At 67.4% G+C, this 24,063-nt stretch carries 20 protein-coding genes; 6 read left to right on the top strand and 14 right to left on the bottom strand.

The window, feature by feature from the left end; genetic code table 11:
- Positions 1-234: 234 nt before the first annotated feature.
- The 10 genes from VVD47_RS13010 to VVD47_RS12965 all read right to left on the bottom strand — a co-directional run bounded on the left by VVD47_RS13010 (position 235) and on the right by VVD47_RS12965 (position 9,983).
- Positions 235-1,266 carry a TRAP transporter substrate-binding protein gene (locus VVD47_RS13010; RefSeq protein WP_327603900.1) on the bottom strand — a complete coding sequence of 344 codons (1,032 nt, stop codon included), beginning with the start codon at positions 1,264-1,266 and terminating at the stop codon, positions 235-237.
- Between the two features lie 170 nt (positions 1,267-1,436).
- Positions 1,437-2,759, bottom strand: coding sequence for a TRAP transporter large permease (locus VVD47_RS13005; protein ID WP_327603899.1), 1,323 nt, complete (start codon positions 2,757-2,759; stop codon positions 1,437-1,439).
- Entirely contained in the window at positions 2,756-3,304 is a 549-nt protein-coding gene (locus VVD47_RS13000; protein ID WP_327603898.1) for a TRAP transporter small permease, read from the bottom strand. Before VVD47_RS13000 ends, VVD47_RS13005 begins: the two co-directional genes overlap by 4 nt.
- A gap of 48 nt (positions 3,305-3,352) precedes the next feature.
- On the bottom strand, positions 3,353-4,315 hold the full coding sequence (locus tag VVD47_RS12995; RefSeq protein ID WP_327603897.1) for a Gfo/Idh/MocA family oxidoreductase: 963 nt from the start codon (positions 4,313-4,315) through the stop codon (positions 3,353-3,355).
- Between the two features lie 174 nt (positions 4,316-4,489).
- Positions 4,490-5,353, bottom strand: a complete 864-nt coding sequence (locus VVD47_RS12990; protein WP_327603896.1) for a class III extradiol dioxygenase subunit beta — start codon at positions 5,351-5,353, stop codon at positions 4,490-4,492.
- Positions 5,353-5,790, bottom strand: a complete 438-nt coding sequence (gene ligA, locus VVD47_RS12985) for a protocatechuate 4,5-dioxygenase subunit alpha (protein ID WP_327603895.1) — start codon at positions 5,788-5,790, stop codon at positions 5,353-5,355. The genes VVD47_RS12990 and ligA overlap by 1 nt, the downstream gene beginning before the upstream one ends.
- A gap of 154 nt (positions 5,791-5,944) precedes the next feature.
- A complete protein-coding gene (locus tag VVD47_RS12980) occupies positions 5,945-6,871 on the bottom strand; it encodes an amidohydrolase family protein (protein ID WP_327603894.1) in 927 nt (308 codons plus the stop codon).
- A 51-nt stretch (positions 6,872-6,922) separates the two neighbouring features.
- Complete coding sequence (gene ligK / locus VVD47_RS12975; protein ID WP_327603893.1) at positions 6,923-7,633, bottom strand: 4-carboxy-4-hydroxy-2-oxoadipate aldolase/oxaloacetate decarboxylase; 711 nt, start codon at positions 7,631-7,633, stop codon at positions 6,923-6,925.
- Between the two features lie 15 nt (positions 7,634-7,648).
- A complete protein-coding gene (locus tag VVD47_RS12970; RefSeq protein WP_327603892.1) occupies positions 7,649-8,674 on the bottom strand; it encodes an amidohydrolase family protein in 1,026 nt (341 codons plus the stop codon).
- Between the two features lie 190 nt (positions 8,675-8,864).
- Complete coding sequence (locus tag VVD47_RS12965) at positions 8,865-9,983, bottom strand: 4-oxalomesaconate tautomerase (protein ID WP_327603891.1); 1,119 nt, start codon at positions 9,981-9,983, stop codon at positions 8,865-8,867.
- A gap of 265 nt (positions 9,984-10,248) precedes the next feature.
- Between VVD47_RS12965 and VVD47_RS12960 the strand changes: the two genes are divergently transcribed.
- Both VVD47_RS12960 and VVD47_RS12955 read left to right on the top strand, forming a co-directional pair.
- On the top strand, positions 10,249-11,169 hold the full coding sequence (locus VVD47_RS12960; protein WP_327603890.1) for a LysR substrate-binding domain-containing protein: 921 nt from the start codon (positions 10,249-10,251) through the stop codon (positions 11,167-11,169).
- A 170-nt stretch (positions 11,170-11,339) separates the two neighbouring features.
- On the top strand, positions 11,340-11,990 hold the full coding sequence (locus VVD47_RS12955; protein WP_327603889.1) for a glutathione S-transferase family protein: 651 nt from the start codon (positions 11,340-11,342) through the stop codon (positions 11,988-11,990).
- A gap of 110 nt (positions 11,991-12,100) precedes the next feature.
- Here VVD47_RS12955 and VVD47_RS12950 read toward each other — a convergent pair whose 3' ends face one another.
- Positions 12,101-13,060 (bottom strand): NAD(P)H-dependent oxidoreductase, encoded by a 960-nt coding sequence (locus VVD47_RS12950; RefSeq protein WP_327603888.1) that lies wholly within the window; start codon positions 13,058-13,060, stop codon positions 12,101-12,103.
- 87 nt (positions 13,061-13,147) lie between these two features.
- On the opposite strand from VVD47_RS12950, the gene soxR reads away from it, so the two are divergent.
- From soxR to VVD47_RS12935, 3 genes are all read left to right on the top strand, one after another.
- Entirely contained in the window at positions 13,148-13,759 is a 612-nt protein-coding gene (gene soxR, locus VVD47_RS12945; RefSeq protein ID WP_327603887.1) for a redox-sensitive transcriptional activator SoxR, read from the top strand.
- Positions 13,760-13,873: 114 nt separating this feature from the next.
- Complete coding sequence (locus tag VVD47_RS12940; protein WP_327603886.1) at positions 13,874-15,676, top strand: ABC transporter ATP-binding protein/permease; 1,803 nt, start codon at positions 13,874-13,876, stop codon at positions 15,674-15,676.
- A 17-nt stretch (positions 15,677-15,693) separates the two neighbouring features.
- A complete protein-coding gene (locus tag VVD47_RS12935; protein WP_327603885.1) occupies positions 15,694-16,008 on the top strand; it encodes a hypothetical protein in 315 nt (104 codons plus the stop codon).
- Between the two features lie 139 nt (positions 16,009-16,147).
- Here the strand turns inward: VVD47_RS12935 and VVD47_RS12930 are convergent, their stop codons facing one another.
- From VVD47_RS12930 to VVD47_RS12920, 3 genes are all read right to left on the bottom strand, one after another.
- The gene (locus tag VVD47_RS12930) at positions 16,148-16,747 is read right to left on the bottom strand and encodes a PEP-CTERM sorting domain-containing protein (RefSeq protein ID WP_327603884.1); all 600 of its coding nucleotides are present in this window, start codon (positions 16,745-16,747) and stop codon (positions 16,148-16,150) included.
- A gap of 203 nt (positions 16,748-16,950) precedes the next feature.
- A complete protein-coding gene (locus VVD47_RS12925; protein ID WP_327603883.1) occupies positions 16,951-17,844 on the bottom strand; it encodes a DUF72 domain-containing protein in 894 nt (297 codons plus the stop codon).
- A gap of 192 nt (positions 17,845-18,036) precedes the next feature.
- On the bottom strand, positions 18,037-20,109 hold the full coding sequence (locus VVD47_RS12920; protein WP_327603882.1) for an ATP-dependent helicase: 2,073 nt from the start codon (positions 20,107-20,109) through the stop codon (positions 18,037-18,039).
- A gap of 445 nt (positions 20,110-20,554) precedes the next feature.
- Here VVD47_RS12920 and VVD47_RS12915 point away from each other — a divergent pair, with 445 nt between their 5' ends.
- Positions 20,555-24,055 (top strand): response regulator, encoded by a 3,501-nt coding sequence (locus tag VVD47_RS12915; RefSeq protein WP_327603881.1) that lies wholly within the window; start codon positions 20,555-20,557, stop codon positions 24,053-24,055.
- Positions 24,056-24,063 lie beyond the last annotated feature (8 nt).

The raw sequence follows: 24,063 nt of genomic DNA, 5'->3' as shown, positions 1-24,063 counted from the left end.
CAAGAGTCTCGTCATTCCCGCGTAGTGGGTTTCGCAGGCATTCCGGCGATTGCCGGAAGCTCGCAAAGCGGGAATCCAGCGTCGTTAACAGCCTGTCGAAAGTCACTGGGTTCCCGCTTCCGCGGGAACGACGAAGCTCTGGAATACGGTCCGACGAAATAGGCCGGACCGTACAGTTCACAAGCCGGAACTCAATGTCCTTGCGAAGCAGACGAGACCGACGGTGAGTCCGGCTCAGCGCTGCGCCACGTACTTCGCGATCAGCGACTTCGCACCGTCCAGCATCTGCTGGCCGTTGGCGCCCTTGCCGCTCATCTCGGCCACCCAGTCGGCGGCCAGCTTGTCGCCGATCTTCTTCCAGCCGGCCAGCTCGCTCGCCGGAATGACGTTGTGGGTGTTCTTGGTCGTCAGCTTCTTGCCTTCGATGTCGGCCTGCATGAAGGCGCGGCCGGCGGCGGCGGACACGGCCTGGCCACTGTTGGCGTCGATCACCTTCTTGAGGTCGGCGGGCAGGCTGTCGTATTTGGCGCGGTTCATCGCCAGCACGAAGGTGGAGGTGTAGAACGCCGGCTCGGCGGGGTCGGTCTCGGAGTGGAACTTCACCAGTTCCTGGATCTTCACCGAGGGCACCACTTCATACGGCACCACCGCGCCGTCGATGACGCCCTTGGACAGCGCGTCACCCACTTGCGGCACCGGCATGCTCACCGGCGTGCCACCCAGCATGGCGATGAACTTGTTGGTCATGCGCGTCGGCGCGCGCAGCTTGAGGCCACGCAGGTCGGCCATGGTCTTCACCGGCTTGCTGGTCATGTGGAACACGCCGTCGCCGTGCACGTGGAAGGCGATCGGCTTGAAGTCCTTGATCTCGTTCGCGCTGTACTGCTGCGTGTAGTCCCACAGTGCTTTGCTGGTGGCCTCCGGGTTCTGCATCATGAAGGGCAGCTCGAAGGCCTCCAGCGAGGGGAAGCGGCCAGCGGTGTAGCCGGGCAGCGTCCAGATGACATCGGCAACCCCGTCGCGCACCTGCTCGATGAGCTGCGGCGGCGTGCCGCCGAGCTGCATGGACGGAAAGATCTGGCACTTGATGCGGTTGTTGGAGTCGGCAGCCACCTTGTCGCACCAGGGCTGGATGACCATGGTCTGGGCATAGGAGCTGGCCGGCAGGAAGTGGTGCACCTTCAGCGTGACCTCCTGGGCCTGCACCGCCAGCGAGGACAGTGCGAGGCCGGCGGCCGCCAGGGTGATGCGAAGGGGCTTGTTCATGGCATGTCTCCTCGGTGAGGCGGGTGTGGAACGGTGGTGGAGAAGAAAGAGGTCACAACAGAATGGAGCGCAGCCGCAGCTGGAGAATGAGTGACTAGGCGCATCGACGCAGACAGTACAAGTCGTACGGCAAGGAGATGCAACGACGTCAGAACCATTCTGTTGTGGCCTCAGGCGAGCCGATGCACCAGCCACAGCGACAAGGCCGGGAAGGCGATCAGCAGGGAAAGGCGGATGGCGTCGGTCGCCAGGAAGGGAATGACGCCCTTGTAGGTCTCGGCCATCGGCACATCCTTGGCCAGCCCGTTCATGATGTAGACGTTGAGCCCCACCGGCGGGAAGATCATGCCGATCTCGCACACGGTGAGGATCAGGATGCCGAACCACAGCGCCTTGTCGGCGCCGCCCAGGCCCATGAAGTCCATGCCCATGATGACCGGGAACAGCGTGGGCACGGTGAGCAGGATCATCGACATCTCGTCCATCACGCAGCCCAGCGCGATGTAGAAGATCATGATGCCGGCCATCACCACCACCGGCTCGATCTGCAGGTGGGCCACCACGTCGGCAAGTTGTGCCGGCAGCTGCGACAGCGCGAGCGCCGCGTTGATCATGTCGGCACCCAGGAAGATCATGAAGATCATGCCGCTGGTCTGCGCCGAGCTGCGCACCGCGGCGACGAAGCGTTCGCGGTTCATGTCACCACGCAGCAGGGTGATGCCGAAGGTGAGGAAGGTGCCGATGGCCGCGCCTTCGGTGGCGGTAAAGAACCCACCGTAGATGCCGCCGAACACGGTGAAGAAGATGGCGAGGATGGGCCACACGCGGCCCGCCGCCGACACCACCTCGCCGGCCGGCACGACCTGCGCCGGGGGCGCCTGTTCCGGCCGCACGCGCACGATGATGGCGATCGCCAGCAGGTAGCCGATGGCGGCCAGCAGCGCCGGCACGTAGGCGGCGAGGAACATCTTGGTGATGTTCTGCTCGGTGAGGATGGCGTAGACCATCAGCGTCACCGACGGCGGCAACAGCACGCCCATGGTGCCGCCGGTGGCCAGCGCGGCGGTGGCGAGACGCCCGCTGTAGCCGATGCGGCGCATCTCCGGGTAGGCCACCTGGGCGATCGTCGCGGTGGTGGCCACGGTGCTGCCGGAAATCGAGCCGAAGGCCGCGCAGGCCAGCACGCCGGCCATCGCCATGCCACCACGGAAGCGGCCGAGCAGCGCGTTGGCGAAATCGAACAGCGCCTTGGACAGGCCGCCCTGCACCGCGAAGGCGCCCATCAGCATGAACAGCGGAATCACCGACAGGTCGTACACCGACACGCGGCCATACACGGCGCCTTTCAGGTGAGCGATCATCGGCAGCCAGCCGGAGAGGATGACGTAGCCCAGCGCGCCGGGTACGAACATGGCGATGGCGATGGGGATGCGGATCGCCATCAGCACCAGCATGAAGGCGAACATCAGGAGGCCGATGGTCATGCCGCTCATGCCGGCTCTCCTTCGGCGGCGGGCTGTGCCGGCTTGCCGTCCTCGCCGTGGCCGGGACGGCCGAAGCGGTAGGTCTGCCAGGCGCCGATCACCACGCACAGCGCGAGGCCGGGCAGCATCAGCACGTAGGGCCACCACAGCGGCAGGTCCATCAGCATGGAGCGCTCGCCGGCCGCCTTCATCGCCACCGCGCCGGCCGCCACCCGCCACACGATGAGCGCCATGACGACGGTGTAGAGCAGCACGCCCAGCCGGTCCATGTGCCGCTGCGTGCGACGCGAGGTGCCGTGGGTGAAGAAGTCCACCATGATGTTGGCGCGGTGCTGCTGGGTGTAGGGCAGGAAGGACGCCACCACCACCGCCGTGCCGAGCTGCACCAGCTCGATGTCGCCGAGGATGGGGTGCGAGAAGAAGGCGCGGCCGATGACACTGACCACCGTGATGCCGGCAATGGCGACGAGCACCGCGCCGCCGATGGCCGCGCTGATGTCGCACAGCAGGCGGAGCCGGCGCTCCACCGCCAGCTCCCGTGGATCGTGGATCAAGTCCTTGTCTCCTCTTTCTTGTCTTTTGTTGTCGGCCGCGGTCTTGCGCTAGCCCTGCTGGGCGAGCTGCATTTCCAGCCGGTGCAGCACCTCGTAGCAGGGCAGCACCTGGGCCACGCTGCCGTTGGGCTCGCGCCCCTCGCGGATGGCGGCGATGAACTCGCGGTCCTGCAGCTCGATGCCGTTCATCGACACGTCCACGCCGGACACGTCGATCTTCTCTTCCTTGCCGTTCACCAGGTCGTCGTAGCGCGCGATGTAGGTGCCGCTGTCGCCGATGTAGCGGAAGAAGGTGCCCAGCGGGCCGTCGTTGTTGAAGGACAGCGACAGCGTGCAGATCGCGCCGTTGGCTGCACGCAGCTGGATGCTCATGTCCATGGCGATGCCCAGCACCGGATGGATCGGCCCCTGCAGGGCGTTGGCCTGCACGATGGGGCTGCGCGCCTGGTAGGCGAAAAGGTCCACCGTGTGCGCAGCGTGGTGCCACAGCAGGTGGTCGGTCCAGCTGCGCGGCTGGCCCAGCGCGTTCATGTTGCTGCGGCGGAAGAAGTAGGTCTGCACATCCATCTGCTGGATGGCGAACTCGCCGGCGACGATCTTGCGGCGTACCCACTGGTGGCTGGGGTTGAAGCGGCGGGTGTGGCCGCACATCGCCACCAGCCCCGTCTCGCGTTGCAGCGCGACGACCTGCTCCGCGTCGCGCAGCGAATCGGCCAGCGGAATCTCTACCTGCACATGCTTGCCCGCGCGCAGGCACTGCATGGCCTGACCGGCGTGCATCTGGGTGGGCGTGCACAGGATCACCGCGTCGACGTCCGGCAGCGCGAGGCTGTCGGCGAGATCGGTCGTGACATGCGGGATGCTGTACTTGGCCGCGACCTCGCGGGTCTTGTCCAGCTCGCGCGAAACCAGCGACACGACTTCCACGCCGTCGATGAGACGCAGCGCGTCCAGGTGCTTGATGCCGAATGCGCCGGCACCGGCCAGGGCGACCTTGATGGGTTTGCTCACTTCATGTCCTCCGCACCGTCATTCCCGCGCCCCTCGACGTGCTCGGGGCGAACCGAGCTGCGCTCGAGCGGGAATCCAGTGTCGTTGCCGTTTCAGAATTCGAAGTCGCCGGGTTCCTGTCCGTTCCCTGAGCTTGTCGAAGAGCGCGGGAATGACGGGAAGTGAGCGAATGCCTCACGCTTCCTCCAGGATCAGGTGGCCCACCGCCGTGTTCGACGCCGGCACGTGATAGAAGCGGTGCTTCTGCACCGGCGCCGGGCCACCGGCCACGTCCGCCATCGCGCCACGCGCGATCAGCCACATCACCAGCTCGATGCCTTCGCTGCCGGCTTCGCGCACGTAGTCGATGTGCGGCATCTGCGCGAGCTGCGCCGGCTCGGCGATCAGGCGGTCGAGGAAGCGGTTGTCCCAGTCGCGGTTGATGAGACCGGCACGCGGCCCCTGCAGCTGGTGGGTCATCCCCCCGGTGCCCCAGATGTGCACGTTCAGGTCTTCGTCGAAGGACGCCACTGCGCGACGGATCGCCTGCCCGAGCTGGAAGCAGCGACGGCCGGAGGGCACCGGGTACTGCACGACGTTCACCGCCAGCGGGATCACCTTGAACGGCCATTGCCCGGTGGGCGGCACCTCGCCGCACATCAGCGACAGCGGCACGGTGAAGCCGTGGTCGATCGGCATGCGGTTCACCAGGGTGAGGTCGAAGTCCTCCTGGATGACGCTCTGCGCGATGTGCGCGGCCAGTTCCGCGTGCCCTTCGGCAGGTGGCACCGGACGCGGGCCCCAGCCTTCGTCTGCCACCTCGTAATGCGCCGCGGTACCGAGCGCGAAGGTGGGAATGAAGTCCAGGCTGAAGGCGTTGGCGTGGTCGTTGTAGACCAGGAAGACCACGTCCGGCGTGTTGTCGCGCAGCCACTGTCGGCTGTACTCGTAACCGGCGAACAGCGGTTGCCAGTAGGCTTCCTGCGTCTTGCCCAGATCCATCGCCGCACCGATGGCCGGCACGTGGGAGGTGTAGACGCTGGCGGTGATACGGGCCATTACTTCGTCTCCTTCTTTGCTTCGGCAGCGGGGCGTGCGTCCTGCCTGGCATCCCACTCCGACTGGTAGCGGTTGCCCTCGATGGGACGACCGCCGCCGACCATCATGGCGCGGTACGCCTCCTCGCTCATGCCGGTCATGCTGCCCGCCATCTGCTGGAAGCTCTTGCCATCGGTGGCGCCGATCTTGGCGAGGAAGTAGATGTTGCCGCCGGCGGCGATGCAGCGATTGAGGTCGCGCGCCAGCACCGCCTGCTTCTGCTCTTCCGTCATCGCCCACTCGTCGAGGTAGGCGCGCTCGTCGGCCTTGAAGCGCGCGCGGTTCTCCGCACTCATCAGCGACATGCAGAACTGGTTGAGCCAGTAGCCCAGGCGCGACTGCTCCGCATCGAAGATGGTCGTGCCGGGAATGTCCTTGTAGGGTTTGTCGAGGGGCATCAGTGAGCCTCCATGCTGTTTGCCGTGGTGCGCTGTTGGGCTTCGCTGCGCTCAACCCAACCTACCGACGGACCGTGAGGCTCGACAGGAAGGGGTAGGTTGGGTTGAGCAACGCGAAGCCCAACATCAGTACGGCTTGATGCTGCAACGCCCATCACTTCACCTCCTCCGGCCAGTACAGCCGCATCGGGTTGTCCACCAGCAGCTTGCGCTGCAGCTCGGCCGTCACCGCGATATGCGGAATGAAATCCACCAGCAGGCCGTCGTCCGGCATGTGGTCCTTGAGGTTGGGGTGCGGCCAGTCGGTGCCCCACAGCACGCGGTCGGGAAACTCCTCGACGATGGCGCGGGCGAAGGGGATGACATCGCGATAGGGATGGCGCTCGCCGTCCAGCGCGCGCGGGCCGGACACCGACAGGCGCTCGGGGCAGCTCACCTTGCTCCACACGTTGGCGTGTTCGCGCATGAAGCGCTGGAACAGCGCGAACTCCGGACCATCGATGGGCTTGCTCACGTCCGGCCGACCCATGTGATCGACCACCACCGTCGTCGGCAGCGCGGTGAAGAAGTCCCACAGCTCGGGCAGGTCCACCGCTTCGAAGTAGATGACGACGTGCCAGCCCAGCTTGCCGATGCGGCCGGCGATTTCCATCAGCTCGTCGCGCGGCGTGAAGTCCACCAGCCGCTTGACGAAATTGAAGCGCACGCCGCGCACACCGGCCGCGTGCAGTTGCTGCAGTTCCTCGTCGGTGATGCTGCGGCGGACGGTGGCGACGCCGCGTGCCTTGCCGCCCGAGGCGAGACAGGCATCCACCATCGCGCGGTTGTCGGCGCCGTGGCAGGTCGCCTGCACGATGACGTTGCGGGCGAAGCCCAGGTGGTCACGCAGCGCGAAGAGCTGGTCCTTCGATGCGTCGCAGGGCGTGTACTTTCGCTCCGGCGCGAAGGGGAAAGCGTCGCCCGGGCCGAACACGTGGCAGTGGGCGTCCACCGCGCCGGGCGGGGGCACGAAGGCGGGCTTGCTCGGGCCGGCGTACCAGTCCAGCCAGCCGGGGGTCTTGGTGAAGGTCTCGGTGCTCATGGCGTCAGTCATGCAGTTCGGTCGCGCTTTGCGTCGTTCTCGGTCGAGGTCTCAGTCCACGTACCTGAGGCCGGCTTTTTCCAGCCCTTCACGCATCTTGTAGAGGTCCAGCCCCAGCACACCGGCGGCGAACTTGGCGCGCTTCTCGCCTTCGAGGTTCTCGCGGGCTTCAGCGGCATCCGCCACCTGCTGCGCCTGCGCGGCGGGCACGACGACGACACCGTCGGTATCCGCGATCACCACGTCTCCAGGATGGACCAGCGCACCGGCGCAGACGATGGGGACATTCACCGAGCCCAGGGTCGCCTTGATGCAGCCCTTGGCATGGATGGCCTTGCTGAACACCGGGAAGCCCATCTCCTGCAGCGTGTCGACATCGCGTACGCCGCCATCGATGACGAGGCCACGCGCACCGCGCGCCTGGAAGGAGGTGGCGAGCAGATCGCCGAAGAAGCCGTCGGCGTTGTCGGTGGTGCAGGCCGCCACTGCCACGTCGCCGGGCTGCAACTGCTCGGCGGCGACGTGCAGCATCCAGTTGTCACCCGGCTGCAGCAGCACGGTGACTGCCGTGCCGCAGAACTTCGCACCGCTGTAGATGGGCCGCATGTAGGGCTTCATCAGGCCGGTGCGACCCAGCGCCTCGTGGATGGTGGACACGCCGAAGCGCGACAGCTTCTCGACCGCGGCCGCATCGGCGCGCACGATGTTGCGCTTGACGACGCCGAGCTGTCCGACGGCGAGGTTGTTAAAGGTGGCGTTCATGGTGGGCACGACTCCTCAGCGGCCACGCGCCTTCAGCGCGGCATCCAGGCGGGGATACACGCGGCGGGCGTTGCCTTCATAGATCTTGTAGCGCGCTTCCGGCTGGATGCTGGCGGCATCCACGTAGCGCTTCGTATCGTCGTAGTAGTGGCCGGTCTCCGGGTCGATGCCGCGCACCGCGCCGATCATCTCGCTGGCGAACAGGATGTTGTCGACTGGGATCACCTTCGTCAGCAGGTCGATGCCCGGCTGGTGGTACACGCAGGTGTCGAAGAAGATGTTGTTCAGCAGGTGGTCACGCAGCAGCGGCTTCTTCAGCTCCTGCGCCAAACCACGGTAGCGGCCCCAGTGGTAGGGCACCGCGCCGCCGCCGTGCGGGATGACGAAGCGCAGCGTCGGGAAGTCCTTGAACAGGTCGCCGGTCAGGCACTGCATGAAGGCCGTGGTGTCGGCGTTGATGTAGTGCGCGCCGGTGGTGTGGAAGCAGGCGTTGCAGCTGGTGCTGACATGCACCATCGCCGGAATGTCGTGCTCGACCATCTTTTCGTAGATGGGGTACCAGTGGCGGTCCGTCAGCGGCGGCGAATTCCAGTGGCCGCCGGAGGGGTCCGGGTTGAGGTTGATGGCGACGAAGCCGTATTCCTTCACGCAGCGCTCCAGCTCCGGGATGCAGGTCTCCGGCGCCACGCCGGGCGACTGCGGCAGCATCGCTGCACCGATGAAGTGGTCCGGGAAGAGTTGCGCGACGCGGTGGCACAGCTCGTTGCAGATCGCCGCCCAGGTGGTCGACACCTGCAGGTCGCCGATGTGATGCGCCATGAACGATGCGCGTGGCGAGAAGATGGTCAGGTCCGAGCCGCGTTCGCGCATCAGGCGCAGCTGGTTGGCCTCGATGGACTCGCGCAGTTCGTCGTCGCTGATCTTCAGCTCGGACACGCGGGGCATCTGCGCCGGGTCCTTGATGCCGGCGATCTGGCGGTTGCGCCAGTCTTCCAGCGCCTTGGGCGCGGTGGTGTAGTGGCCGTGGCAGTCGATGATCATGGTCGAAGGCCCAAGAGACGAGGATCGAAGGACGAGGAGTTGAGACGGCAAATGCCGTCTCCGTCATTCCTGCGCCCCTCGACGAGCTCGGGGACCGTGCAGGAATCCAGCGTCTTTGCTTTGCCGACGTGGAACGACGCTGGGCTCCTGCCTGCGCAGGAGCGACGGTGCGAGAGGGCGGAGAGCAGCATCACGCCCCCTCCTTCCCTGCCCACACCCCACGCGGCACCATGGCCTCGCCGCGCATCAGCAGGCGGGCGGTGCGCAGCAGGGCGGCGCGGGTGACGCGTTGCGGGTCGGCGGGATCGGTCTCCAGCTCGACGCTGAATTCGCCGGTGGGGTGTTCCACCGACACCGTCACCGGGTTGCCGGCCGGCATCTGCGCAATGCCATCGGCAACGGTGCCGGGCAGCTTGCAGGCGGTGGCGACGGTGACGGCGGCCAGCACGCCGATGGCGTCGTGGCAGACGTGCGGGATGAAGCTGCGGGTGCTCAGCGCACCGCCGGCGCGCGGTGGCGCGATCAGCGTCATCTTCGGGTAGTTCTTCGTGGTGACGTCGCCCAGCCCCATCGCGTGGCCGGCGGCGATGCGCAGGCGCTCGATGCGCGCCTTCAGCTCGGTATCGGCGTTCAGTGCCTCGACGCTTTCGTAACCGCTGCGGCCCACGTCGGCGGCCTGGAAGATCACCAGCGGCATGCCGTTGTCGATGCAGGTCACTTCCACGCCGTCGATGTGCTCGCGCAGCTTGCCGGTCGGCAACAGGCTGCCGGCCACCGAGCCTGCAGTGTCCAGGAAGTTGATGGTGATCGGTGCCGAGCTGCCGGGGGCGCCGTCGATGCGCGCGCCGCCTTCGTAGCTCACCAGCCCGCCCGGCGTCTGCACGGTGATGTCGCACTGCATGCCGGTGTTCAGCGTCAGCACGCGGAAGGTGCTTGCGGCGTCTTCACCCCTGCCCTGCGGATCGACCAGGCCGGTTTCCAGCGCGAAGGGCACGACGGCGGCCAGCATGTTGCCGCAGTTGGGCGTGGTGTCGACCTTGTCGGAATCCGGCTGCAGTTGCGCGAACAGGAAGTCGAGGTCGACGCCGGGCTGGCTGCCGCGGCTGACGATGCCGACCTTGCTGGTCAGCGGATGCGCACCGCCGAGTCCGTCGATCTGGCGCTTGTCCGGCGAGCCCATCACCGCCAGCAGCACGAGGTCGCGTGCATCGCTGTCGGCCGGCAGGTCCGCCGCGTCGAAGAACGGCCCCCGCGACGTGCCGCCACGCATGAACAGGCAGGGAATCGCGGTTTGTGAGGTGGGACGCACGTGTCGGCAGCTCCGTCGGGCTACGCCTGCGTTATGACATCCGGGTGATTCCGGGTCATCGGGCAGGCGTCGATGTGGCCGCATTGTGCGAGCCTGCCCGCTCCACAGAAAGCTGGCGGATCGACTAGCTGCTAGAACAAAATGCTATAACTGAAGCTACGTTATACGGGAAACACCTTATACGAGCGTTTGAAGCACGCCGACCGGGCGGCGTGCAAAATGCAGTCAAATGTCCGTATCGAGCGGTCATATTGCGACTTCGAGCATGGATCTGAAACAACTGGAGTACTTCGTCCGCGTCGCCGAGCTGGGCAGCTTCACCCGCGCCGCCCAGGCGCTGGACATCGCCCAGCCGGCGCTGAGCCGGCAGGTGCGCCTGCTGGAGGTGGAGCTGCGCCAGACCCTGCTGGTGCGCAACGGCCGCGGCGCCACCCCCACCGAGGCCGGCAAGCTGCTGCTGGAGCATGGCCGCGGCATCCTGCACCAGGTGGCGCGTGCCCGCGACGACCTCGCCCGCATGCGCGGCGGCCTCGCCGGCCGGGTCGCGCTGGGCCTGCCGCCCAGCGTGGCGCGGGTGCTCACCGTGCCATTGACCCGCGCCTTCCGCGAACAGTTGCCCGAGGCACGGCTGGCGATCAGCGAAGGCCTGTCGGTGGCGATGCAGGGCAGCCTCCTCAACGGCCACCTGGACATCGCGGTGCTGTACAAGGCCGCGCCGGTCGACGGGCTGGAGATCGCCCCGCTGGCGGCCGAGCAGCTGATGCTGGTGGAGCCTCGCCCGCCCGGCCTGCAGGAAGACCCGCCGCCGCCGCCGGTCACGCTGGCCGAGGTGGCGACGATGCCGCTGGTGATCCCCAGCCGCCCCAATGCCATCCGCATGCTGGTGGAATCCGAGATGGCGGCCATCGGCTGCCAGCCGCAGATCGCGCTGGAGATCGACGGCATCCCCGCCATCCTCGACCTGGTGGCCGACGACGCCGGCTACGCGGTGCTGTCGCGCCACGCCGTCGCCCGCTCGATCCGTCCCTCGGCCTATCGCCAGCGGCCCATTGCCCTGGCCGACGGCACGCTGCTGACCATCCCGCTGCACATCGCCACCAGCGCGCTGCGGCCGGCGACGCCAACCCAGCAGGCGACGCTCACGCTCATCCAGCGGACCATGGCCGTAGTACTCGGCGCGGTCTGACCCGCTCCGGCGAAGGCACATCGTGAATGCGTGAATGCCTTCCCCGGCTTCATGCAGACAAGAATGCCCTGTCGTTCGACCCGCGGTGGCATGCTTGATCGACAACCGGCGGAGAGCGTCCGGCCCGGCCCGTCTTCCGCCATTTCCCACTGACTACGGACAGGTTTCCCATGCGACCCACGATCACGGCTTTCAGGAATTCTCCGGACGGTGGCGGCGGACATGGCCGCGACATGCGCGTGCGCTGGGCGCTGGAAGAGGCCGGAGTGGCCTATGACGTGCGGCTGGTGGACTTCGACGAGATGAAGCAGCCGGCCCATCTGGCGCGTCATCCCTTCGGCCAGATCCCGACCTACGAGGAGGGCGACCTCGTGCTGTTCGAATCCGGCGCGATCATCCTGCACATCGCCGGGCATCACCCCGGCCTGCTGCCGGAAGGCGAACATGCGCGAGCCAGGGCGATCGCATGGTTGTTCGCAGCGCTCAATACCGTCGAGCCGGCCATCGTCGAGCTGGAGATGGCGCCCTACCTTGACCGCGACAAGCCGTGGTACGAGGAGCGCCTCGTCGTGCTCGCCGAGCGCATCCGGTCGAAGCTCGACGTGCTCCTGCCACGCCTGCGCGAGGCCGAATGGCTGGAGGGCGGATTCAGTGCGGCCGACCTGATGATGGTCACCGTGCTGCGCCGGATCGAAGGCTCGCCGGTGCTGGACGAGTATCCGGATCTCCTCGCCTACGTCGCCCGCGCCACCGCCCGCCCCGCGTACCAGCGTGCGTTCCAGGCGCAGCTGGACGTATTCAGGGCGGCGCAGGCCGGCTGACAGAATGCCGTGGAGCGACGCGGAACGGTGCTGGCCAGGCGTAACCGCGCAGACAGTACAGGCAGCACGGCAAGCGGTCGCAACGAGGCCAGCGTCTTCTGTCAGCCGTTTCAGGGCAGCGTCGGCGTGCGCTCGTACACCTGCTCGAAGAAGCGCGGCTCACTGCTGTCGATGAGCGCACGCACCTTGTCGCGATGTTGCGCGAAGGCGACGCTGGTGGCCATCCATTCGCGATGCGCGTCCGCGTCGTCGAAGCTGCTGATCAGCACCGCGCTGCCGCTCTCTTCGTCGCGCAGCAACCGGCTGCCGCGCCAGCCGGGAATCTCGCGCGCCAAGGTAGCCGCGGCATCCTGCAGGGCAACGAATTCGTCGAGCTTGCCGGGCTTGGGCTTGAAGTGGTTCACCAGCACCACCGGCTGCGCTTCGACAGCAGGCGCCGGTGCGGGCGGTACGACGATCTGACGCGTCGCGCGCCGGCCCGGATACGGCCGTTGTGCGCCGGCCTGCTGCAGCGCCTGTGCCCACCAGCGCAGCTGCGCCAGCAGCGCGCCCAGCGCACGGCCGGCGCGTTCGCTGCTCCAGGGCGTGCCATCGATATCGAACTGCTCGGCGGCATTCGCGAAGCTGACGCTGGCCTGCAGGTTCACCGCATGCAGCTCGATGAAGACCTGGCGCAACTGTTCCACCGCACGCAGCCCGCCGGACGCACCGCCATAGGACACGAAGCCCACCGGCTTGCCCTGCCACTCGGTGCCGAAGCTGTCGATGAAGGCCTTCAGCGGTGCCGGGTAGCCGTGGTTGTATTCCGGCACGACGACGATGAAACCCTGCGCCGCGGCCAGTCGTCGGCTCATGGCCGCCAGCGCCTTGTGCTCCGCCACCTTGCCGCTGGCCTGTACAAGACCGGCCGGGTCGATCAGGTCGAGTTGCAGGTCGACCTGATCGACCAGTTGCTGGCGCAACCACGCCATGACCTTGTCGCAGAAGCGCCCCTCGCGCGTGCTGCCGTAGATCAACGCGACGCGCGTTGCCCTTGCGGATGAATCCTTGATCTCTGCCGCGATACCCATGTCCACTCCCCGGTTGATGATTCCCGTGGCGCAGCGTAAAAGCTCAAGTTAAGTTGAGATCAAGCACTTTGTGCAGGAGGCTCTGCCATGGCCACGCGTCGCCCCTCACCAAAAGCGGAAGCCACCCGCATCGCTGGCAAGGCGCCCGGCTCCGGCAGGGCCCGGGCTACGAGTACGAGTACGACTGCGACCACGGCTCCGGGCTTCAGCGTGCTGCTGAGCGTCGGCGAGGTGGCGGCGCGTGCCGGCGTGGCGGTGTCGGCCCTGCACTTCTACGAATCGAAAGGCCTGATCCGCAGCGCGCGCAGCGCCGGCAACCAGCGCCGCTACGCGCGCGACGTGCTGCGACGGGTGTCCTTCATCCGCGTGGCGCAACGGGTCGGCGTGCCGCTGGCCGAGATCGCCGCTGCGCTGGACACCTTGCCGGAGCGGCGCACCCCGACGCGCGAGGACTGGGCGCGCCTGTCCGCCGCCTGGCGTGACGACCTGGATGCCCGCATCGCCCAGTTGGTGCAGTTGCGCGACTCGCTGGACGACTGCATCGGCTGCGGCTGCCTGTCCATCGAGCAGTGCCGGCTGCGCAACCCCGGCGACCAGCTGGCCGCACACGGGCCGGGGCCGCAGCGGTTGCTGGCGACCGGCGCAGACGGCGCAGCGCCGGCACCCGCCACCCGGGCCCGAAAGCGTCGCAGCGGCTGACGCCATCCGGCACGGAACCCACATCCGCTTACATGTGTCCGCGCCCGCCTCCGCAGCTTATCGGCTAGGCTTGCCGGCAGTGCTGGCGCCGGCCGGCAACAAGCGGACATCCACATGGACTGGAATCACGAACTGCTGGCCAGCGCGATCTGGCTGGCCAAGGCTTTCGTACTCAGCTGCATCGGGCTGACGGTGATCGTGCTGTGGCTGGCGAGAGCCACGCAGTGGGGACGACAGGTCAGGCGCATCGCCTGGCCCTACTTCGACCCGCGCCGCAACTGGCGGCCGATGGCGGTGCTGGCCTTGCTGGTGCTGCTGACCCTGTTCTCGGTACGCATGAACGTGCTGTTCTCGTTCTGGTACAACGGCGCCTACGCGGCCATGCAGAAGCTGGACGCGAATGCCTTCTGGTTCATGATGGGGGTGTTCGGCGTGCTGGCGACGGTGCACGTGGCGCGCGCGCTGTTCACCGCCTACGTGCGCGAAGGCCTGCTGATCCACTGGCGCGAATCGCTGACCCACGCGCTGATGGAGCGCTGGCTGGCGCACCAGACCTACCACCGCAGCCAGTACCTGCCGGAGCAGATCGACAACCCGGACCAGCGTATCCAGCAGGACGTGCAGCAGTTCGCCGACAGCACCCTGACGCTGTCGCTCGGCATGCTGGGCGCCGTCGTGTCGCTGGTGGAGTTCACGCTGATCCTGTGGGGCCTGTCCGGCGCGCTGGCGCTGTTCGGCATCGAGGTGCCGCGCGCGATGATCTTCGTGGCCTACATCTACGTCATCGTCGCCACGGTGTTCGCGGTGTGGCTGGGCCGCCCGCTGATCCGCCTGAACTTCCTCAACGAGCGCTTCAACGCCGACTTCCGCTACGCGCTGATCCGCCTGCGCGAATACGGCGAAAGCATCGCCTTCTTCCGTGGCGAGAAGGTGGAGCGCGTGACGCTCACCGGCCGCTTCGCCAATGTCATCCGCAACATGTGGGACATGCTGTTCCGGTCACTGAAGCTGCAGGGCTTCAACCTCGGCGTCAGCCAGCTGGCGGTGGTGTTCCCGATGATCATCCAGGCGCCGCGCCTGTTCTCCAAGGAGATCACCCTGGGCGACCTGATGCAGACCTCGCAGGCCTTCGGCGAGGTGCAGGACGCGCTGTCCTTCTTCCGCACGTCCTACGACGACTTCGCCAACTACCGCGCGGTGCTGACCCGCCTGTCCGGCTTTATGGACGTGCTGGACCACGCCGAGGCGCTACCGTCGCTCGCCGCGCACGGCGAAGGCGACCGCGTGGCAGTACGCGGCCTCACCGTGCGCACGCCGGCGCAGCAGGTGCTGCTGAACGGCCTGGACCTGACGCTGGAACCCGGCGACTCGCTGCTGATCCGTGGCGCGTCCGGCAGCGGCAAGACCACCCTGCTGCGCACCATGGCCGGCCTGTGGCCCTTCGCCGACGGCGAGGTGGTGCGCCCGCAGGGCGAGCGCGCCCTGTTCCTGCCGCAAAAGCCCTACCTGCCACTCGGCACGCTGCGTACCGCGCTCTACTACCCGGCCACCGCGCCAGCCGTGAGTGGCGGCGCAGACGCCGCCGCCGAGGCGCTGCGCCGCGTGCAACTGGGCCACCTGGTGGCCAAGCTGGATGAGGAAGCCGACTGGACGCGCATCCTGTCGCTGGGCGAGCAACAACGCCTGGCCATCGGCCGCGCGCTGCTGGCCAACCCCGCCGTGCTGTTCCTCGATGAGTCCAGCAGCGCCATGGACGAAGGCCTGGAGCACGCCATGTACGCGCTGCTGCGCGAGGCCCTGCCGCAGGCCACGCTGGTCAGCGTGGGCCACCGCAGCACGCTGCGCGGCTTCCATGAGCGCGAGCTGGTGCTGGAGGGTGGTGGTGCCTGGCGTATCGATCAGACGGCCAGCGCTTAGATCAGGAGGGCTTCGTCGTGCTGCAGCACAAACTGCCGACCCATCGTAGCTGGGTAAGACTCACCGCGATTTCCGCCTACTGCTCATTGATTCCGTTCGGACTGCTGATGGGGGTATTCGCAATGTTCGGTGCCAGTACCGTGCATTTCGAAGGCGAGCCCATCATCGGTATTGCTGGCCTGCTTGCCGGCGTCGGCATTTCAATGATTTTTGCCACGGCTATCACCGTCTTTTCGGCAAGCTTTGGCTACGCGGGTCTGTGGCTATTCTCGCGATTCTCCCCGCTGGAGTTTGACTGCCGCAATGCAAGCCCCCGCAATGAACACCTCTGATCCGAGTAACGCTATCGCGGGGGCTAGTGCTCGAAAGTAACGGCCTTGGCGCGTAGATCAGGCTGCCAGCGCCTGATCCGCCAGAACAACGCAAGTGAAAATGCGACCGCCCAAGGGCGGCCGCATTCGTTTCGGGCGTTCAGGTTTTGCGGCACACGCGCACCAACGCACTGACGCCCAGGCCAAGACCCGCCAGCAACAGGCTGGACGGCAACGGCACCTGGACGGGATCGTCGGCGCGGGCAAGCGTGTAGGCGTTGGCCGAACCGCCGACGCAGGCACCGTACATGTCCAGCGCGGGGTCGCCCTGCCAGCCACAGCCCTGGAGGTTCGTGTTGTCGAGCGCGAACCAGCTGGTGTTCGTGTAGTAGCCGAAACTCATGCGGAAGATGTTGAGGCCGTCTTCCGTGTAGATGGCCACGCGGTCTAGCGCGCCGCCGGCATCCGCGCGCACCTGTGCCGCCGTCACGTCCTCCAGCCCCCAGCTGAAGTTGCCGACCGTCACGCTGAAGGCAGAGAGCGTGAGGTTGGTGAACACGCCAGCGGAAAGGCCGGTGTTGTCGAAGCTGAAGCTGCCGGTGAAGGGGCCGGCTGGCAGGGCGCTGATGCCGAACACCGGCAGCTGGTCGCCGATCTGGTCGACCTGCAGCGTGAAGTCGTAACTCACCGGCGCGGCCTGCAGGGCGGTGGCGAACAGGGCGGCGGTGACCGCCAGCGAAGTCTTGCGGATGATCGACATGAAGCACTCTCCGTTAGCGGGCCGCAGGCCGCCCGCGCAGCGTGCGCGGGTGCCGGGCCCTGATCATTGAACGGAAGGGGGCGTGCAGGAATCGCGCCAGCGTTACGCCGGCCACGTAACAGCCGGCACGGCCGCGCGCGGCTTCAGCAACCGGCCCGCGGACTGTAAGGGGTGACGACAGTGACTTTCGTCATGCCCGTTCTTCATGCACCGCCAGCGAGCAGCGGGATGAGGTGGCGCGCGTTGCGCTGGCCGTCGTCCTCGTGGTTGGTGTTGACCACCACGTGCATCAGGCCGGTGCGGTCGCGCAGGCGCTGCACCTTGCGCGCCAGGTCTTCCAGTTCGGCGGCCGAATACTGGTAGACGAAACGCCCCGACGAAGCCGGGCCGCTGTGATTCCAGGTGGCCGTGTTGCGCCCATGCATGCGCAACATGGCGAGGCGCGGATGCGTCACCTCCCACACCTGCGGCACGCTGTTGTCGAAGCCCTGCGGCTCGTCGGCGATCACGTGCACGAGCTGGCGTTCGCGCAGGAAGGCGAGCGTGCTGTCCGCCTGCGCGCCGTCGAACCAGCTGCGGTGGCGGAACTCCACCGCCATTGTGTCGCCACACATGTGCGCCGCGCCGTGATGCACCCACAGGTGGCCGTTGCGATCCGCCGTCACCCAGGGCGGGTACTGGCACAGCACGGCCCCCAGCTTGCCGGCGTCGCGCAGCGGCTGCAGCGCCAGATGCCAGCGCCGCCACAGCTCGTCGCGCAGCTCGCCCGGCACGTCGCGGTAGAACACCTTCGCCTGCGCCGGCCGCCATGCCGACAGCAGGTCACGCGGCAGTCGTTTCGCTTCGACGGGATGGCCGGTGAACAGGCCGAAGGCTTTCACGTTGAAGGTGAAATCCGCCGGCGTGCGCGCCACCCACAGCTGCGCGTTAGCCGGGCTGGGCAGGCTGTAGTAGCTGGCATCCACCTCCACCAGCGGGAACTGGCTGGCGTAGTAGCGCAGACGGTCCTCCGCGCTGTGGGTGCCGCGCGGGTAGAAACGCTGGCAGGCGATCAGCGTGGGGTCGGTCCAGGAGGCGGTGCCGACGAGGGTGCGCATGGGGTTGGGGGTGCGGCGTTGTTCATGCCATGGAGGGAGAGCGTGGTTGTGAGCGTGTGATGTTGGGCTTCGCTTCGCTCAACCCAACCTACGTCCACAGCGAGGCGCCGCGCAGAAGGCGGTAGGTTGGGTTGAGCGCAGCGAAGCCCAACACATCAAGCGTGAAACCGGATTGCCCTTTCGCAAGATCTTCTACTTCCACATCGCCCGCATGCGCGCTGCCAGATCGATGACCGCCTGCGGCGGCGGCACGGCCGGCGTGTTGAGGTCCGGCGGCTTCGCCACCGGCCAGGCGTGCGGCTGGAACAGCGGCAGCAGGCTGGCGGGGATGAAGCGGGTGCAGTTAGCGTACAGATGCCGGTCGCCCTGCGCCGATTGCTGGGTGACGTAGAAGCGCTGCGGCGTCATGACGTGCAGCGCGTCGCGCGCGCGGGTCATCGCGACGTACAGCAGGCGGCGCTCTTCCTCGATCTCGGCGCTGCTGCCGGTGGCCATGTCGGACGGGATGCAGCCGTCCACCGCGTTGAGCAGGAACACCACGTCCCACTCCTGGCCCTTCGCGGAGTGGATGGTGGACAGGATCATGTAGTCCTCGTCGCGCAGCGGCACGCCGGATTCGTCGCTGGTGGCGTCCGGCGGGTCTAGTGTCAGCTCGGACAGGAAGCGCTCGCGCGTCGGGTAGGTGGCAGCAATGCGTTCCATCTGCAGCAGGTCGCCGGCACGGATGTCGGCGTCCTCGTGCTTGCGCGCCATCTGCGGTTCGTACCACTGGCGCACGCGTTCGAACTCGCTGGGCCAAGCGGATTGCGGCGTGCGCAGCTGTGCCACCAGGGCGACGAACAGCTCCCACTCCGCGCGCGCCTGCGCCGGCGGCACGAAGGCCGCCAGCGCTGCGGCGGGATGTTCGGCCGTGCCGGCGACGTCCAGTACCTTGCCCGCGGTCTTCGGGCCGATGCCGGCAATCAGGTGCAGTACGCGGAAGCCGGCGACGCGGTCGCGCGGGTTTTCGATCCAGCGCAGCACGGCCAGCAGGTCCTTGATGTGCGAAGCCTCGAGGAACTTGAGGCCACCGAACTTCACGAAGGGCACATTGCGGCGGGTGAGCTCGACCTCCAGCTGCGCGCTGTGCGTGGCGGCGCGGAACAGCACCGCCTGCTTCTTGAGGATGGTGCCGGCCTCGCGCTGCTCCAGCACCTGCTCCACGACGTAACGCGCCTGCTCAGCCTCGTCGCGCACGGTCACCAGCAGCGGCTTGCCCTTGGCGGCCTTGTCGGTCCACAGGTCTTTTTCGAAACGCTCTTCGGCAAGGCCGATGACGGCGTTCGATGCGGCGAGGATGTCCGGCGTGGAGCGGTAGTTGCGCGCCAGGGTGACGACGCGCGCCGGTGGCTCGAACTGCTGCGGGAACTCCAGGATGTTGCGCACCGTCGCGCCGCGGAAGGAATAGATGGATTGCGCATCGTCGCCCACCACGGTGAGCCCACGCCCGTCCGGTTTCAGCGCCTGCAGGATGCTGCCCTGCAGCCTGTTGGTGTCCTGGTACTCGTCCACCAGCACGTAACGGAAGCGCCCGCCGACGCTGGCCGCGAGCGAGGGCTCGGTGAGCATCTGCGCCCAGTACAGCAGCAGGTCGTCGTAATCCAGCACCGCCTGTTGCTGCTTGGCCTCGACGTAGCGGCTGAAGAGGGTGCGCAACTCGTCCTCCCATTCCGCGCACCAGGGCCACACGTCCGGCAGCAACTCGCCCAGCGGCACGCCGGTGTTGATGACCTGCGAGTAGATCGACATGCAGGTCTGCCTGGTCGGAAAGCGCTTGTCCTTGCTCGACTGGCCGAGATCGTGGCGCACCAGGTTCATGAGATCGGCCGAGTCCTCGCGGTCGTGGATCGTGAACGACGGACTCAGGCCGAGCTGCGAGGCGTACTCGCGCAGCAGGCGCGCACCGATGCCATGGAACGTGCCAGCCCACTGCAGGGCCGCGCGGGCGAGGTTCGACGCCGGGCCGTCGAGGCTGGCGACGATGCGCTCCACGCGGCGGCTCATCTCGAAGGCGGCGCGGCGCGAAAAGGTGAGCAGCAGGATGGCCTGCGGGTCCGCGCCCTGCGCGATCAGGTGCGCCACGCGGTGGGCCAGCGTGTTGGTCTTGCCGGTACCGGCGCCGGCGATCACCAGCAGCGGCGCGTCGCCATGCAGCACGGCGGCGCGCTGGTCGTCGTTGAGACGGCTGAGGTAGGCCGGCGTATCACCGGGCGGCGGAGCGGACATGGACGGAAGCAAGGCCTTGCGATGGATGGGGCAACGTCAGGAGGTTCGGTGGCAACTGCGGGCATGGCGGGCACCACCGTCGGCGCGCGAACTGTATGAATGAACAGTAGCCGTGGCAAGGGCCGTGCGCATCTTTTTCGCACACCCCCGCCCTGTGCGCCCGTGGTCGTGACCGATTCGACACCACGGCCGCCAGGTGATGCCGGACAGGTCACCGAATAGGAGCATTCCTACAAGGGCGGCCCGTCGGACACGAGAGGATTCCCGGTTTGTTTTCAGCAGCCAGCGACGAACGATGCGCAGCGCGCCCCGCCCCGAACGGGCCGCAACGGCAGCATCCTGCCGCATGGCATGACCCACCCAGCCGGCTACACATCCGACAACAACATCGAGACAAAGAGGAATTGCTGTGACGATCTTCCGATGGTCAAACGGTGAGCAGACCGTGAATTCCCTGCAGACAGCGCATGCCCGCGATTCCGGCCGCGCCGCCCGCTCCGGTGCACCGCTGCCACCGGGACCGATGGCAGCCTTCGTCATCAAGATCGTGGCGGTCATCGTCATGGCAGTGGCGTCCTGGCAGGCGCTGCAGGTCCGCACCGAGGCGCGCAACTACGTCGAGCAGCTGCGCCAGGCCATCGCGCTGCGCCAGGCCACCTTCTCCTCGCTGCAGGATGCAGAGACCGGGCAGCGCGGCTTCCTGCTCACCGGCAAGGAGTCCTATCTCGAACCGTACAACGCCGCCAAGGCGCGCCTGGCCAGCCAGTTGCGCGGGTTGGGGCAACTGGCCGAGCGCGGCACGCTGGACAGGGAATCGGTGGACGCGCTGAGCCAGCTGGCCAGCGACAAGATGGCCGAACTCGAAGAGACCATCACGCTGCGCCGCACCGGCAGGACCGAAGAGGCGCTGGCGATCGTCCAGTCCGACCGCGGCCGGGCCTCCATGGATCGCGCCCGTATCGTGCTGGCGGAGGCGGAGCGCGTGGAAATTGCGCGCATGGCGGAACGGGAACAGGCCTGGCAAAGCGCGGCCGACCTGTCGGCGATGATCACCTGGGGCGGCGGCGGCATCGTGCTGCTGGTGATCTTCGCCTCGGCCTTCATGACCTCGCGCGACTACCGCGCCCGCCAGCTGACCGCCTGGGTGCGCAACGGCCAGACCGGCCTGGTGACGCAGATCCAGGGCGAAGCGCGGCTGGAACTGCTGGCCGACAAGGCCCTGGCCTTCCTCGCCGGCTATGCGGATGCGCGGGTCGGTGCCATGTATGCGCAGGAAGAAGGCATCCTGCGCCGCGTCGGGCGCTATGCCACCACCAGCGGCGGCGATTCGCTGGCGCAGACCCTGCGCCCGGGCGACAGCCTGGCTGGCCAGGCCGCCAAGGATGGCGTGGCCCTGCACGTACGCGATGTGCCCGATGGTTACCTCGACGTCGCCTCCGGCGCCGGCCGCGGCAAGCCGCGCGAACTGCTGGTGGTGCCGCTGCTGGACGACGGCGTGGTGCAGGGCGTGCTGGAGCTGGGCTTCTTCCGCAAGCTGGAAGCGGCCGACCGCGAGCTGCTGGAACGCGTGTCCGAGCAGCTCGGCGTCGCGGTGCGCTCGGCACGCGATCGTCGTCGCCTGGTCGAGCTGCTGGAGGAGACCCAGCGCCAGTCCGAGGAGCTGCAGGCCCAGCAGGAAGAGCTGCGCGTCAGCAACGAGGAGCTGGAGGAGCACGGCCGCATCCTGCGCGCCTCGCAGGCGCAGATGGAAGCGCAGCAGGCCGAGCTGGAGCAGACCAACTCGCAGCTGGAGGAGCAGACCCAGCTGCTGGAGAACCAGAAGGACGAGCTGACCCGTGCACAGGACGTGCTGGCCGACAAGGCCACCGAGCTGGAGCGCGCCAGCCAGTACAAGAGCGAGTTCCTCGCCAACATGAGCCACGAGCTGCGCACGCCGCTGAACTCCACGCTCATCCTCGCCACGCTGCTGGCGGACAACAAGGACGGCAACCTGAGCGAACAGCAGGTGAAGTTCGCCCGCACCATCTGGTCGGCCGGCACCGACCTGCTGGTGCTGATCAACGACATCCTGGACCTGGCAAAGATCGAAGCCGGCCAGGTCGAGTTGAACATGGAGCCGGTCGCGCTGGTCACCACGGTGGAGAACCTGGTGGCGACGCTGCAGCCGGTCGCCGAGCAGAAGCAGCTGACGCTCACCGCATCCATCGAGCCGGGCACGCCGGCCACGCTGGACACCGACCCGCAGCGCCTGGGGCAGATCCTCAAGAACCTGCTGTCCAATGCGCTGAAGTTCACCGAGAAGGGCAGCGTCAGCCTGCACATCGCGCAACAGGGCGACCACGTGGTGTTCGCCGTGCAGGACACCGGCATCGGCATTCCCGCGCACCAGCAGGACATCATCTTCGAGGCCTTCCGCCAGGCCGACGGCAGCACCCACCGCAAGTACGGCGGCACCGGCCTGGGCCTGTCGATCTCGCGCGACCTCGCCCGCCTGCTGGGCGGTGACGTCACCGTGCGCAGCACGCCGGGCGAAGGCAGCGTCTTCGCGCTGACCATTCCGCTGCAGCACGTGCCTTCCGACATCGCCCCGCCGCCGGTGAGCGTGTCCGCCAGCCGGGCGGCCCCGGTCGCCGAGGCGCCGCGCGGCATCGCGGCGGTGAGCCCGCCGCCGGCACCGTCGCAATGGAACGTGCCCGCCGACCCCAACCAGGCGCTGTCGCCCCCGCAGATCGAGGACGACCGCGACCGGTTGTCACCGACGTCGCGCCTGATCCTCATCGTCGAGGATGACGTGCGCTTCGCCGCCATCCTGCGCGACCTGGCAGAGGAGCTGCACTTCCAGAGCATCGTCACCCACACCTCGGGCGACGGCCTCAAGGCCGCCCTGCAGTTCCTGCCCAGCGCCATCCTGCTGGACGTGAACCTGCCGGACTATTCCGGCCTGGGGATGCTGGACCAGTTGAAGCGCACGCCGCAGACCCGCCACATTCCAGTACATATGCTGTCGGTGGCCGACTACGCGCAGGAGGCCATGGGCCTGGGCGCGGTCGGCTACGCGCTGAAGCCGGTGAAGCGCGAGGAACTGGTGTCCGCCTTCGAGCGCCTGGAAGCCAAGCTGTCGCAGAGCCTGCGCCACGTGCTGGTAGTGGAGGACGACGAGCGCCAGCGCGAGAGCATGTGCCATCTGCTCGCCAACGACGGCGTGCGGGTGACGGCAGTGGCGAGCGCCGCCGAAGGCCTTGCCTTGCTGAGGGCCAACACCTTCGACTGCATGGTGATGGACCTGGCACTGCCCGGCGTCAGCGGCTACGAGCTGCTGGAGACGATGGCCAGCCAGGAGGACGTGTCCTTCCCGCCGGTCATCGTCTACACCGGCCGCAGCCTGAGCCGCGACGAGGAACAGCGCCTGCGCCGCTATTCGCGCTCCATCATCATCAAGGACGCCCGTTCGCCGGAGCGCCTGCTCGACGAGGTGACGCTGTTCCTTCACCAGGTCGAGGCCAACCTGCCCGTCGAGCGCCGCCGCATGCTGCAGATGGCGCGCGACCGCGACGCCACGCTGGAAGGCCGCCGCATCCTGGTGGCGGAAGACGACGTGCGCAATGTGTTCGCGCTCAACAGCCTGCTGGAACTGCGTGGCGCGGCGGTCACCATCACCCGCAATGGCCGCGAGTGCATCACCGCGCTGGAGCAGGCCGAGCAGAGCGGCGACGAGTTCGACCTCGTGCTGATGGACATCATGATGCCGGAGATGGATGGCATGACCGCGATGCGCGAGATCCGCAAGCGTGCGCAGTGGAAGAAGCTGCCGATCATCGCGCTGACCGCCAAGGCCATGCGCGACGACCACGAGAAGTGCCTGGCCGCCGGCGCCAACGACTACATCTCCAAGCCGCTGGATGTGGAGAAGCTGCTGTCGCTGGTACGCGTCTGGCTGCGCAAATAGGACGGTGA

This window comes from Uliginosibacterium sp. H1, assembly GCF_036017065.1.
Classification (GTDB): Bacteria; Pseudomonadota; Gammaproteobacteria; order Burkholderiales; family Rhodocyclaceae; genus Uliginosibacterium.
Note: the sequence above shows the minus strand (reverse complement) of the source record. Positions and strands in the feature narration are given on the sequence as shown.